This is a genomic window from Micromonospora sp. CA-263727 (assembly GCF_050942455.1).
GTDB lineage: Bacteria > Actinomycetota > Actinomycetes > Mycobacteriales > Micromonosporaceae > Micromonospora.
In genome coordinates this window covers 205337-218628 of record NZ_CP192031.1, presented here as the reverse complement: position 1 = coordinate 218628, position 13292 = coordinate 205337, and the positions used below count along the sequence as shown (strand labels likewise).

At 73.3% G+C, this 13292-nt stretch carries 10 protein-coding genes; 2 read left to right on the top strand and 8 right to left on the bottom strand.

The features are described 5' to 3' along the window. Positions 1-60 precede the first annotated feature (60 nt). The 8 genes from ACQPYA_RS00980 to ACQPYA_RS00945 form a co-directional block, all read right to left on the bottom strand. Positions 61-1788 carry a recombinase family protein gene (locus ACQPYA_RS00980; RefSeq protein WP_433530750.1) on the bottom strand — a complete coding sequence of 576 codons (1728 nt, stop codon included), beginning with the start codon at positions 1786-1788 and terminating at the stop codon, positions 61-63. A 310-nt stretch (positions 1789-2098) separates the two neighbouring features. Beyond that, positions 2099-4663, bottom strand: a complete 2565-nt coding sequence (locus ACQPYA_RS00975; RefSeq protein WP_433530749.1) for an LppU/SCO3897 family protein — start codon at positions 4661-4663, stop codon at positions 2099-2101. A 343-nt stretch (positions 4664-5006) separates the two neighbouring features. Continuing rightward, entirely contained in the window at positions 5007-5144 is a 138-nt protein-coding gene (locus ACQPYA_RS00970) for a hypothetical protein (RefSeq protein WP_165521953.1), read from the bottom strand. Positions 5145-5357: 213 nt separating this feature from the next. After that, positions 5358-6827 (bottom strand): dihydrolipoamide acetyltransferase family protein, encoded by a 1470-nt coding sequence (locus ACQPYA_RS00965; RefSeq protein ID WP_433533720.1) that lies wholly within the window; start codon positions 6825-6827, stop codon positions 5358-5360. A gap of 5 nt (positions 6828-6832) precedes the next feature. After that, positions 6833-7822: an alpha-ketoacid dehydrogenase subunit beta gene (locus ACQPYA_RS00960; RefSeq protein WP_433530748.1), complete on the bottom strand. Its 990-nt coding sequence runs from the start codon at positions 7820-7822 to the stop codon at positions 6833-6835. Further along, positions 7822-8997 carry a pyruvate dehydrogenase (acetyl-transferring) E1 component subunit alpha gene (gene pdhA / locus ACQPYA_RS00955; RefSeq protein ID WP_433530747.1) on the bottom strand — a complete coding sequence of 392 codons (1176 nt, stop codon included), beginning with the start codon at positions 8995-8997 and terminating at the stop codon, positions 7822-7824. Before pdhA ends, ACQPYA_RS00960 begins: the two co-directional genes overlap by 1 nt. Before the next feature lie 638 nt (positions 8998-9635). Then, on the bottom strand, positions 9636-10325 hold the full coding sequence (locus ACQPYA_RS00950; protein ID WP_433530746.1) for a hypothetical protein: 690 nt from the start codon (positions 10323-10325) through the stop codon (positions 9636-9638). 149 nt (positions 10326-10474) lie between these two features. Next, positions 10475-11170 (bottom strand): NUDIX hydrolase, encoded by a 696-nt coding sequence (locus ACQPYA_RS00945; protein ID WP_433530745.1) that lies wholly within the window; start codon positions 11168-11170, stop codon positions 10475-10477. A gap of 75 nt (positions 11171-11245) precedes the next feature. On the opposite strand from ACQPYA_RS00945, the gene ACQPYA_RS00940 reads away from it, so the two are divergent. Both ACQPYA_RS00940 and ACQPYA_RS00935 read left to right on the top strand, forming a co-directional pair. Further along, positions 11246-12307: an SPFH domain-containing protein gene (locus ACQPYA_RS00940; protein WP_433530744.1), complete on the top strand. Its 1062-nt coding sequence runs from the start codon at positions 11246-11248 to the stop codon at positions 12305-12307. Continuing rightward, a complete protein-coding gene (locus ACQPYA_RS00935) occupies positions 12304-13272 on the top strand; it encodes a hypothetical protein (RefSeq protein ID WP_433530743.1) in 969 nt (322 codons plus the stop codon). Before ACQPYA_RS00940 ends, ACQPYA_RS00935 begins: the two co-directional genes overlap by 4 nt. The last annotated feature ends 20 nt before the right edge of the window (positions 13273-13292 follow it).

Sequence of the window (13292 nt, the reverse complement as noted above, 5' to 3'; positions counted from 1 at the left end):
TTAGGGCCTCGACCAGCGCCGGAATCGCTCGGTCGGGGCCTGCTTTTGGGTTGGGGTGAATCAGTCGACGGCGGCGAGCATCGAGCGCGCCGCCTCCAGGTAGCCGCGGGCGGTCCGGGGCGTCCGACCGATGACCTTGCCGACCTCCTCGACCGTGATTGACGGGTTATCTGCCAGCAGGGCGCACACCTTCTCGGTGATGCGGTCGGGCAGGTTGGCCGGGCGCGAGGTAGTTCCGTCTGCCCAGACGATCAGCAGCCGTTCGGACGGCTTGAAGCGGACTCCGCGCCTGTCAGCCTTGGTTGGCCGAACCTCGGAGATCGCGAGGCCGAGAAGGGGCCGCCGCTCGTTCGTCGGCAGGTCGAACCAGGCCGGAATGCTTTGGGCGAGGTCCAGAAGGGGTGAGATATCCGCCTGAGGGACGGGGACGGCGGCAAGTGCGTCCTCTGCGGCCTTTACCTTTGCGCGCAACTCGGGCATGACCTCGGCTACGTCCTCATCGGTGAACGTTCCAGCAGCGGCGAGGCGACGGACCCGGGCGAGATCGGCGCGAGCTTCGTCGAGGGCATCCTGAGCTGCGTCGCGGGCGTCGATGTCCTCTCGTGCGACCCGGGCCGTCCAAGCGTCCGCGACCGCGTCTAGCAGCGGGTCGCCCGGCTCCAGCGTGGCCAACCGGTGCAGGAATGCCAGCGAGATTGCCTCGTCAGTGTCCGATATTGGAACAGTGAAGCCGTCACAGGTCCGGCCGTTGCCGTAGGTGCCGCAACGGTACGACTTGCGGCCGACGGCGCCGCTCTGCGTCGAGCGGCCCGCGCAGCACGGGCAGCGCAGTGTGTCAGCGAGGAGGGTTGACGAACGCCGTTCGCCCCGGCTCACGAAGCCGCCCCGTTTCACGACGGTCGCCGATCGGTCGCCAAGCGCGCGCAGGATTCGGGCGCGCTCGCCCGGCGTAATCACGCCCTCGCCGACGCTGACCGTCTGACCGCGTTCGTCACGGTAGGGCTCGGCCGTGTGCCGCCAGCGTCCTGAGGAAGTCCGTTCGCGAATGGACTGAAGCCCAGCCCAACCGGGAGACCGTACGAGAGCCGATACGGTACCGACGCCCCAGGACTTACCACGCGGTGAGGGGATCTTGTCGGCGTTCAGGTCCCTGACGGTCGCCCAGATAGTCGACCCCGCCAGAAGCTCGTCCGCGATGCGCCGGGCGTCCGGGTACGTCTCCGGATCATGTGCAAGCTGGCCGTCCACGATACGAAGCCCGTACGGCGGCGGGCCGCCTAGCCAGCGGCCCTCGGCACGGCGGAACTTCTTCGTACGGCTGACGCGTCGCGACAGGTTCTCGACCTCCTCGCGCGCGATCTCGGCACGGATGATTAGCTCCAGCCGGCGGCGGGGGTCGCTCGTGTCGGTTCCGTCCGCCCCGACGATCCGCCGTGAGCCGTCGGCGTGCTCGTCCAACAGTCGGCCGATTTCGACAGCGCCGCGACGGTCGGCGCGGTCTAGCGACCACGCCAGCAGCGTGCGAAAGCGGTCGCCGACCCGCAGCCATTCGAGGGCCTTGTTCCACTCCGGGCGGGCCTTCAGCGAGAAGCGGGACGCGCCAGTACCTTCCCGCTCGACGAAGACATAGAGGACGACGAGACCGAGGCGCGAGGCCAACTCGCGTAGTTCGGCCTCCTGCTCGGCGAGCGAGCGGCCGTTGCGGGCGTCGCCTTCAGCGTTGCGGTGCGAGCGGCGCAGGTAGAGGGCACAGCAGCGGGACGGATCTGGTAGCTCGGCGGGTTCCATGCCGAGGACGCTAGCGACAAGTTAGTTAGACCGTAAGAGGCGTCCAGAAGTCGAGGATTGTGATCCGGCCCCTGAGGTCTGCCAGTTGGAGGGTCCTGCCGCCGGTGTTCAACCAGGCCCGGCCCCGGAGCTCGGGCGCCCGCACGCGTGCACTCATGACCCCATCGTGCCGTACCAGCAGTTGCGGCCGGCCCGACGGCCGGCGAGAGAGGCTGTACGCGACACCCGCCGTTCGTGCGGGAGCGCTCGCCACGACGCAGGCGGCGGGGTCACGGAGAACCGTGACCCCGCCGCATGGGCGCGCTGCGGATCAGCTGGCGGCGTCCTTCAGGCAGAGCACCCGGTTGGGCGCGTTGCCGCGCAGCTCCACGTGCGGCTGCGCCGGATCGGGGCACTTGTCCTTCGCCTCGACCTTCGACACCACGGTGAACGCATCCGCCTCAGTGCACTCGGCGACCACGGCGGTCTCGCCGGACCGCTTGACACAGGAGCCGATCGCCGGGTCGAACCCGCCCGGCTCGTCCGATCCGCCGACCATGCCGAGGAGCATGAGCAGGCCGAGGGGGATGGCCAGGATGAGTACCGCGGCGACCAGCACTGCGGCGAGCACCCGACCGTTTCGTACCTTTGGCGCAGGGGTCTCCGGAGCCGGCTCGGCGACCGGCTTGAAGGCGTCGAAACGACCCTGATCCGGTTCGGGCGCGCCCGAAGGGCTCCACGCCGGACCGGACTGCGTTGGTGGCGGGAACGCCGAGGTGTGGTCGGCACCTGGTTCGGGTCGCGCGGCACCGTACGTACCGCCGGGGCGGTCGGACGGGGCCCCGAACGGATCACCGGGCGAAGCGCCGAACTGGTTACCGGGCGGGGCGCCGAACGGGTCGACCGGCCGCTCCGGCTCGGCGTGCGGCCGTACGCCGTTGAGCGGCCGGTTGCTCGGCGGCACGTCGGCGAAGGACGGCAGCCCCGGCGGGAAGGCCGCCGGGGAGGCGGGAGCAGCCGCGCCCGGGTAGGGGTTCGGCCCGCCAGCCGGCGGTTCCCGGTCGGCGAAGCGCGGATCGGGGGCCTGGTCGAACCGGGGTGCCAGCGACTGGTCGCCCCGCTGCTCCTGGGCCGCCGGCTCCTCGGGCTGTTCGGGGCGGCTCGGGCGGCCGTACACCCGGGGTTGTGGTGCGGGGGTGTCAGTCGGCCGCGCCGCGTGGTCGGCCGGGGGCATCACCCGACTGGCCAGCGGCACCGACGCGCTGGCGGAGACCCCACCGGCCGGCGGTGGGGTGGCCCGGCCAGCGGCCTCGGGGGAGGTACGGGGTGCGGGGATGGCCGGCCCGGAGGGTGACTGCGGTTCTTCGTGCCGGGACTCGGGCTGGCCCCAGCCCATGCCGCCGGACGGCTGGTCGGCGCCCGGGTAGGGGCCGGCGGCCTGCTCCCCGGTGAACGGGGTCGGCGGGGCGTAGTCGGCGGGTGGCGCGGCGGCCAGGCTGGCGCCGGGGACCCGCTGCTCCTGTGGCGGTAGCGGCACCATGTTGGCCGGCGAGATGCCGGGAGCCGGCGCGGGCTGGTAGACCGGTGACTCCTCGGGCCGGCCCGGGCCGGCCTCGGCCTCGGGCCGCGCCGAGGCGGCCTCCGCCGACCCGGCGCTGCTGCCCCAGGCCTCGCCGGGTGCCCACGGCTCGATGTCGGGCAGCGGTGAGCGGTCGGCGGCGGTACGGGACGGGAGTGGCCCGGAGTCGCCGGGTCGGGCCGATCCGGTGGCGGGCTCGGGCGTCCACGCCGCTGCCGGCCGGTCCTGGGCCGGCGGCGACCACTGCGGCCGCTCGTCGGCCGCCGCGTCGCCATTGGGCCAGCCGGCCGACTGCGCCGCCGGGCCGCCACCGGACCATCCGGTCGGCTGCGCCGCCGCGTCGCCACCGGACCACCCGGGTGGTTGCGCGGCGGGGTCGCCATTGGGCCACCCGGCTGGTTGCGCGGTGGCGTCGCCGCCGGACCAGCCGGCCGACTCGGCCGGCTGCGGCGTGGCCCAGTCGGGCTGTGCCGGCCGGTCGCCGCCGGTCTGCCAGCCCTCGGCCGGCTGCTCGCCGGCCCAGCCGCCGACGGCGGGCTCCCGCTGCTGACCGGTGGCCCAGGCGGGTGGTTCCTGCTGCTCGGACTGCCAGTTGCCGGCTCGGGCCGGCTCGTCCAGGCCGGGACGGTGTGGTGCCGCCGCGTCGGCCTGCGGCACCTGGGCCGTGGCCCGGGCGGCCGGTTCGGCGCGCATCGGCGTCGGCTGGTCGGTCTGCGCCCAGTCCGGCAGAGCCGACTCGGGCGCGTTTGCGGCTGCGGCCCAGCCGGGAGTCGGGTCGTCGGTGCGGGGCGAGGAGTTCCACTCGGGCTGCTGGCCGCCGCCCCAGCCGACCGGTTGGCCGGACGCCGGCTGACCGCCGGCCCAGTCGGCGGGCTGACCCGACGCGGGCTGGGTGGGCGTCCACTCTGCGGGCTGGGCGGTGTCCGGTGTGGTGGAGTCGGCCCAGGTCGGGCCGGCCTGCTCGCCGCTCGCCCAGGCGGGTTGATCCGATGTGGACGGCGCGGTCGGTGCCCAGCCCTGGCCGGCCTGCTCGCGCTGGTCTCCCTGGGCCGACCAGGCAGGTTGGCCGCCGGAGGTCGGGGATTCCGCCTGCCGGGTCGCCTGAGCGGCGCCCCAGGGTGCGCCCTGCTGGCCCGCCCAGGCGGGTGTGGACGCGTCGGGTCGCGCGGGCGGCGGGGGAGCCCAGCCCAGATCGGGGGCGTTTGCGCCGTACCCGCTGTCCTGCTGAGCCGACCGGTCGCCGTATGGCGCCGATCCGCCGCCCGGCGGCACCTCGTCCGGCTCCTGGCCGGGGCGGTGCGGGCCCTCGGACGTCATGCGTGCGCCTCCTCCATCACATGTCGGCCGCCGTCGCCGATGGTCTCGGCAGGGCCGCCGGCGGTGCCGGCGTACCGGCCGTGCCGGCTCCCCGCACCGTATCCCGGTGGCCTCCAGAGGGCTTCCGGGGAGCATCAATCGTCACTGTCCGTCGCTGGGCGGTGTCGAGGTGCTTCTATCGCCTCGACCTGTCCCCGACCACGGACGACGACCGAGCCCCACCGTACCGGGCGCTGCGGCGGGGCGGTATCCCGGTGCCAACGGCCGGTTGCAACGCCGACGCCCCGCCCGGGTGGCCCGGGCGGGGCGTCGATCTGGAGGAGGTGAATAACGTCTTGGGGCGTCAGTGCATGTGACGCTGGGCGATGGCGAGGATCTCGTCGCGCACCGCGGGCGAACTGGCGGAGCGCAGGGCCCGCTCGATGGCGCGGGCGCGGCGGTTGGCGTCGCGGCGGTTACGGATTCGCTCGATCATGCTCATGGGGTCTCTCCTCCTGGCTATTCGGTTGTCGTCCCGTCGTCGAGTCCATTGAACCGCAAACCCGGGCGGATGGCCATCGATTATTAGGTGAGTTGGACCACCTACCTAAGAATCATAGGTGCCTCGCCGTGTGTGGTGCCGATTTTTCGTCCAATGGCAACGGCCGGTGTGCCGGGCGTTCACCCCTGGCACACCGGCCGTCGTCGTGCTGCGTCAGGTCCAGGCGAGCAGTGCCGCCTCCGGGTCGGCGAGGAAGTCGCCGATGTCGCGCAGGAACTTCGAGCCCAGCTCGCCGTCGATGATCCGGTGGTCGAAGGAGAGACCGAGCGTGGTGACCAGGCGTGGCTTGACCTTGCCCTTGTGCACCCAGGGCATCTCCCGAACCGCGCCGAAGGCCAGGATCGCCGACTCGCCGGGGGGCAGGATCGGCGTGCCGGTGTCGACCCCGAACACCCCGACGTTGGTGATGGTCAGCGTGCCACCGGACATGTCGGCCGGCGAGGTCTTCCCGGCCTTGGCGGTCTGCACCAGGCCGGTCATCGCGTCCGCCAGCTCGCGCAGGGTCAGCCGGCCGGCGTCCTTGATGTTCGGCACGATCAGGCCGCGCTCGGTGGCCGCCGCGATCCCCAGGTTGACGTACTCCTTGACGACGATCTCGTCGCCGGCCCAGGTCGAGTTGACCATCGGGTGCCGCTGGACCGCCAGCAGCACCGCCTTGGCCACCAGCAGCAGCGGCGAGACCCGAACATCGCGCCACTCCCGGCGGTCACGCAGCCGGTCCAGGGCCTTCATCGCGCGGGTCACGTCGACGGTCAGGAACTCGGTGACGTGCGGAGCGGTGAACGCCGAGCGGGACATGTTCTCGGCGGTGAGCCTGCGTACCCCCTTGACCGGGATGCGCTGCTCGCGGTCCGCGCCGAAGCTCGCCGCCGCCGTGGTCGGACCGGCGACCGCCAGCGGCTCGGCCGCCGCCGGTGTCGCCGCCGCCCGCTGTACGTCCTCCCGGGTGATCGAGCCCAGCGGGCCCGACCCGGTCAGCGTGCTCAGGTCGACGCGGAGATCCTTGGCGAGCTTGCGCACCGGCGGCTTGGCCAGCACCGGACCGGTGACCCGACCGTTGCCGTTCACCGCCGGCACGGCCGGAGCCGGGGTGACCGCCGCCGGGGCCGCCGTGGCCCGCACCGGTGCGGCCGGAGCCGCCGGCACGACCGGCACGGCCTCGGCCTGGGCCGGCGTGGCGCCCTTGCGGGGACGGCGCTTGGCGGCGGTGGTCCGGGGGCCGTAGCCGACCAGGACCGCGGTGCGGCCACCCGGGGCGGGACCACCGATCAGGCCCGGCTCGACCGCGCCCTCGGCCGGTGCGACCTCGACGGCGGCCAGCGAGGCCGCCGAGGGGGTGGGCAGGTCGGTGGTCGCGGACCCGATCGGACCGGCACCGGGGTCGGTGTCGATCGCGATGATCGGGGTACCGACCTCGACGGTGGTGCCCTCCGGGTGGAAGATCGCCTGAACCTGGCCGGCCCACTTTGCCGGGATCTCGACGGCCGCCTTGGCCGTCTCCACCTCGACGATCGGCTGGTTCAGCTCGATCGTGTCGCCCACCTTGACCAGCCAGGCGAGGATCTCCCCTTCGGTGAGCCCCTCGCCCAGGTCGGGCAGGTTGAACTCCTTGATCCGGGACATGCCGCTCACCAGCCGAAGGTGCGGTCGACGGCGTCGAGCACCCGGTCGAGGTCGGGCAGGTACTCCTCCTCCACCCGGGCGGCCGGGTAGGGGGTGTCGAAGCCGGTGACCCGCAGCACCGGCGACTCCAGCGAGTAGAAGCACTCCTCGGTGATCCGGGCCGCGATCTCCGCGCCGAGGCCGACGTTGGACGGCGCTTCGTGCACCACCACCGCGCGGCCGGTGCGCCGCACCGACTCGTAGACCACGCCGAGGTCCAGCGGGGAGAGCGTGCGCAGGTCGATGACCTCCAGGTTCCGGCCGTCCTCGGCGGCGGCGGTCGCCGCGTCCAGGCAGGTCCGCACCATCGGGCCGTACGCCAGCAGGGTGACGTCGGCGCCGGCCCGCGCCACCCGGGCCGAGTGCAGCGGGTACGCCTCGGCCAGCGGGGCGTCCAGGTCGACCTGACCCTTCTCCCAGTAGCGCCGCTTCGGCTCCAGGAACACGATCGGGTCGTCCGAGGCGATCGCCTGCTGGATCATCACGTACGCGTCCTGCGGGCTGGCGCAGGAGACGACCTTCAGCCCGGCGGTGTGCGCGAAGTACGCCTCGGGCGACTCCGAGTGGTGCTCCACCGCGCCGATGCCGCCGCCGAACGGGATCCGGATGACCATCGGGATGTTCAGCTTGCCGCGCGAGCGGTAGTGCATCTTCGCCACCTGCGACACGATCTGGTCGTACGCCGGGTAGACGAAGCCGTCGAACTGGATCTCACAGACCGGCCGGTAGCCACGGATGGCCAGGCCGACCGCGGTGCCGATGATGCCGGACTCGGCGAGCGGGGTGTCGATCACCCGCTGGTCGCCGAAGTCCTTCTGCAACCCGTCGGTGATCCGGAAGACGCCGCCGAGCTTGCCGACGTCCTCGCCCATGATGACGACCTTCGGGTCGCTCTCCAGGGCCTTGCGCAGGCCGGCGTTGATGGCCTTGCCGAGGGTGAGCGTCTCCGTGGCCATCAGTGGGCGCTCCCCTCGAACGATTCCAGGTACTTGCCGAACTGTGCGCGCTGCTCGTCCAGCAGCGGCGACCCGTTCGGGTAGACGTGCTCGAACATGGTGGCGGGCTCCGGGTTCGGCATGGCCAGCACCCGCTCCCGCAGGTCCACCGCCTCCCGGCGGGCCTGCTCGTCGACCTCGGTGAAGAAGCCGGCGTCGGCGATCTTCTCGCGCTCCAGGAACGCCTTCATCCGGGCGATCGGGTCCTTGGCCTGCCACGCCTCGACCTCGCTGGCGATCCGGTAGCGGGTCGGGTCGTCGGAGGTGGTGTGCGCCCCCATCCGGTAGGTGTACGCCTCGATCAGGCTCGGCCCCTGCCCGAGCCGGGCGTTGTCCAGCGCGTGCCGGGTCACCGCGTAGGTGGCCAGCACGTCGTTGCCGTCCACCCGGACGCCGGGGAAGCCGAAGCCCGCCGCGCGCCGGTAGAGCGGGATGCGGGTCTGTCGCTCCAGCGGCTCCGAGATGGCGTACTGGTTGTTCTGGCAGAAGAAGACCAGCGGGGAGTTGAACACGCCGGCCCAGACGAACGCCTCGTTGACGTCACCCTGGCTGGTGGCGCCGTCGCCGAAGTAGGCGATCACCGCCTCGCCGTCTTCGGTGCCCGTCTTGCCGTCCATCGCGACGCCCATGGCGTACCCGGTCGCGTGCAGGGTCTGCGCCCCGATCACGATCGTGTACATGTTGAACTTGAACTCGTTCGGGTCCCAGCCGCCCTGGTCGACGCCGCGGAACAGGCCCAGGGGCATGATCGGGTCGATGCCGCGGCAGTAGAGCACGCCGTGTTCGCGATAGGTGGGGAAGGCCATGTCCTGCGTACGCAGGGCCCGTCCCGAGCCGACCTGAGCCGCCTCCTGGCCGAGCAGGCTCGCCCAGATGCCCAGCTCACCCTGCCGTTGCAGGGCCGTTGCCTCGGCGTCCAACTTCCGGACCAGAACCAGGTCACGGTAGAGGCCGCGGTATTCCTCGTCGGTGAAGTCGACGCGGTACTCGGTGCCGTCCGGACCGGTCACGCTGTCGATCCGCTCGCCCGTGGGGGTGAGCAGCTGCACCAGCTCCGGGTCGGCGGTCGCGGCCTTCCTGGAACGTGGTGCGGCTCGCCGGCCACGGGTGCTGGCCCCGGGGTCGCCCTTTGCCATCCGTCTCTCCCTGTCGTGTCTGCGTCGGCACCGGGGGGTCACCCGGCCGCGCGACTCGTGCGCCGGCCCCGGCTGGTGCCGGGATCGGTTCCTGGCGGACCGCGCCTAGCCCCGGTGGGGGTTGCCGCGCGGCATTGAGCCGGATTCCTTGGCCGAACCCGGTTCGGGAGCGCCGGTGCCCAGTCGCGCCTACCGCGTGGGTGCGCGGAGGTCGCGGCTGCGCTGCCGCCGTGGGCTCCATATTCGCATCAGAGGTGAGCAGTCCCACACCCCACCTGCCCCGCATCCCAGTGCCGGCCCGCTTCGTTACCTGAAATGCCGGAGTGTCGGGTCCAGCGACGCGCGACCGATCCGGTGATGGTTCGTCACCATTCGGCCAGATACGCGTGTCGACACGCGGTGTGGGGTTGGCCGACGCAGAGTCACTGTCCCAGGCTGTTCGCGCGGACCCCGATCCAGCTCCGGCGGTCCGCCGGGTCCGCACTGACGGTCCCGGCCGGAAGTGACGACGAGGAGTGCGTGGTGTCCGAACCAGATGAGGGCTCCGGGGCTCCGACCCTCGGCCGGCACCGAGCACCCGGCTACCGCCGGGTGGTGGGCGCCCACCGGGCCGTCCGTGCCACCGGCCCGTCCCGCGGTTACCTGTTGACCGTGGCGCTGCTCGCCGGCACCGCATCCATGCCGGTCCTCGCCGCCATCAGCACCGGTTCGGCGACGGTCGGCAGCACGGCGCTACCGGACAGCAATACCCGGTTCATCCCGACGCCCTCCGTCGGGCCGGTGGTGATCCCGCCGCCCTCGTCCAGCGCCCCGGCGGCGGCCACCTCGACGCCGGTGCCGTCGATCGAGCCGGCCGTCCCGCCCGCCGTGGCGCCCGCTGCGGCACCGGAACGCCGCCCGGAGCCGGCGACGTCACCAGCTCCGATGAGCTGGCCGCCCACCACCACACCCGCCCCGCTGCCGGCGCCGACCCCCACCCCGACCCGTACGCCGACACCCACCCCCTCGCCGAGCGCGTCGCCGCCGGCCGGATTCCCGTCGCCGACCGGCGCGCCCACCTCGCCGACGGCCTCGGCCGACCCGAGCGTCTCGACGGCCCCGCCGGTGTCGACCGACCCGACCGCGTCAACGGACCCGACCGCGTCGACCGACCCGAGCGCGTCGACCGATCCGGGTGCCTCCTCGGACCCGACCGCCTCGTCGGATCCGGGTGCTTCGGATCCGACTGCCTCGTCGGGCCCCACTGCCTCGGCCGACCCGAATGCCTCGGCCGATCCGGTCGCCGCGGCGACCGAGTCCCCGTCGCCGGTGCCGTCGGTCGGTGTCATCCCCGATCCGATGCGCCCCGCCTCCCCCGACCCGAGGGGCAGTGCCCGGTCCCGGGCGCGGATCCGGCTGCGCGACCGCCGGGTCGAGCCGCCCACCGCGGATTCGCCGGGAAGCGCCGGTTCCGCAGCGGTCCGGTGAGCGTGGTGGGTCAGCCCCCGGAGTGGTCGGGCCGCAGCATCGGAGGGTGTAGCAGCGGGGCCGGGCCGCGCCGGAACAGCTGGGCCGGTCGGCCCCGATCGCCCTCGGTGGCGCGGCCGACCGGGGTCACGAAGCCCGGGGTGCTGGTCACCTTGCGGTGAAAGTTGCGCGGGTCGAGGTGGGTTCCCCAGACCGTCTCGTAGACGCCGCGCAGTTGGGCCACGGTGAACTCGGCCGGGCAGAACGCGGTCGCCAGCGGGCTGTACTCCAGCTTGGCCCGGGCCCGCTCCACGCCGTCGGCGAGGATCCGGTCGTGGTCGAAGGCGAGCTGCCCGGGGGAGAGCCGGGACAGTGGTAGCCAGTCCGCCGAGGCGGCATCCGTGCCGGCCACCGGGCTGGCCTGGTCGGGCAGGAGCGCCAGCCAGGCCACGGTGACCACCCGGCCGCGCGGGTCCCGACCCGGGTGCCCGTACGTGCCGAGCTGCTCCAGGTGCCCGGCCGGTTCGGCGAGGCCGGTCTCCTCGGCCAGCTCGCGGGTGGCCGCGTCGGGCAGGTCCTCGTCGATGCCGACGAAGCCACCGGGCAACGCCCACTGTTCCCGGAACGGCTCGACGCCGCGCCGGACCAGCAGCACGCAGAGCTGGTCCGCGCGGACGGTCAGCACGACCAGATCGACGGTCACCGCGAACGGCGGGTACTCGGCCATCTCTTTATCACCACCTTGACGACAAAGTATCAGACCTATTATCGTCATGGCGACGACAAAAGGGAGGCGTAAGTCATGGCTGATGTGACGAGGCGACTGTTCCTGCGCCACCTGCGCGGGACCTCGACCAGCTGGGTCCGGCTGCACGTGGGTGGGCGGATCCGCCGCGAGGGGGTCGGGCAGGCGTTCTGGTACCGCCCGCTGCGCGCGGTGCTCAGCGAGGTGCCGGTGGACGACCGTGAGCTGCCGCTGCTCTTCCACGCCCGCACCGGCGACTTCGCCGACATCACCGTGCAGGCCACCGTCACCTACCGGGTGGCGGATCCGGCGCTGGCGGCCGGCCGGCTCGACTTCTCGGTGGATCCGCGTACCGGGAAGCCCCGGGCCCGCCCGCTCGACCAGGTCGCCACCCTGCTGGCCGAACTGGCCCAGCAGCCCGCCCTCGACCTGCTCGCCCGGGTTCCCCTGGCCGAGGCGCTGACCACCGTCGCGCCGGTCCGGGAGGCGGTCTCCGGCGCGCTGGCCACCGAGCCGCGGCTGACCGACATCGGGGTGGCGGTGGTCAGCGCCCGGGTGGTGGCCATCCGGCCCGAGCCGGAGCTGGAACGCGCGTTGCAGACCCCCACCCGGGAGGCGGTCCAGGTCCAGGCCGACCGCGCCACGTACGCCCGCCGGGCCCAGGCCGTCGAGCAGGAACGGGCGATCGCCGAGAACGAACTCCAGAACAAGATCGAGCTGGCCCGGCGTGAGCAGCAACTCGTCGAACAGCACGGGGCGAACTCGCGACGCCGGGCCGAACTGGAGGCCGTCGCTGAGCTGGCCGTTGCGCAGGGGAAGGCCGAGCGGGAGAAGGTGGCCAACGCGGCCGCCGCCGAACGGGCCCAGGTGCTCGCCGTCGCCGAGGCCGAGAAGGAGCGCGTGCTGGCCGCCGCAAAGGCCGACGGGGTACGCGCGGTCGGGCACGCCGAGGCCGAGGCCGAGGGGGCCAAACTGGCCGCGTACGCGGACCTCCCGCCGGAGGTGCTGCGGGCCCTGACGGTCCGGGAACTCGCCGGCCAACTGCCGGAGATCGGGCAGCTCACCATCACCCCCGATGTGCTGACCGACCTGCTCACCCGGCTGGCGGCGCCCCGATGAGCGTGGCCCGGCCCGGCCCGGCGACCGGAGGCGAACCGGGCATCGACCGGTGGGCCGGGCCCGGGCTGGCACCCCGGGTGGTGGTGGTCAGCCGGCGCAGCGAGCTGGACGAACTGCTGGCCCGGCACGGCACCCGCGCCGCCGCCTCCTGGTACCTGGCCGCCCGCGGCCGGGAGCTGGCCGAGGTGGTCGACCGGCACGAAGCTCTACAGGCGGCGTTGACCACGGTCGGCGCCGCCGTGCCGGCGCAGTGGCGGCGCGGCGCGGTGGACCGGGACGACCTGCCGCGCTTCCTGTTCGCGCCCGAGGACATCGTGGTCGCGGTCGGCCCGGACGGCCTGGTCGCGAACGTCGCGAAGTACCTGACCGGGCAGCCGGTGATCGGGGTGGACCCGGAGCCGGGGCGTAACGCCGGGGTACTCGTCCGGCACCGGGCGGGCCAGTTGACCGGCCTGCTGCCGGCGGTGGCCGCGAAGGCGGCGGGCGTGCGTTCCCGGGCGATGGTCCGCGCCACGCTCGACGACGGCCAGGAACTCGTCGGCCTCAACGAGGTGTACGTCGGCCATGCCTCCCACCAGTCCGCCCGCTACCTGCTCTCGGTGCCGGTGGGCGGGCGAACGCGGCGGGAACGGCACTCCTCCTCCGGCGTGGTGGTGGGCAGCGGTACGGGGGCGACCGGCTGGTGCGCGTCCATCGCGCGGGACCGTCCGGGTGCGCCGCGCCCACCCGCGCCGGAGGAGGGCGCGCTCTGCTGGTTCGTCCGGGAGGCATGGCCCTCCCCGGTCACCGGGGTGAGTCTCACCGCCGGCCGGCTGGACGGCGGTGAGGAACTGGAACTGACCGCCGAGTCGGAGGGTCTGGTCGTCTTCGCCGACGGCCTGGAGTCCGACCGGCTCACCCTCGACTGGGGGCAGCGCCTCACCGTCGGCGTCGCCCCGCGCCGGCTCGCCCTCGTCGAACCCTGAGCGACCGTCGCGGCTGCGGC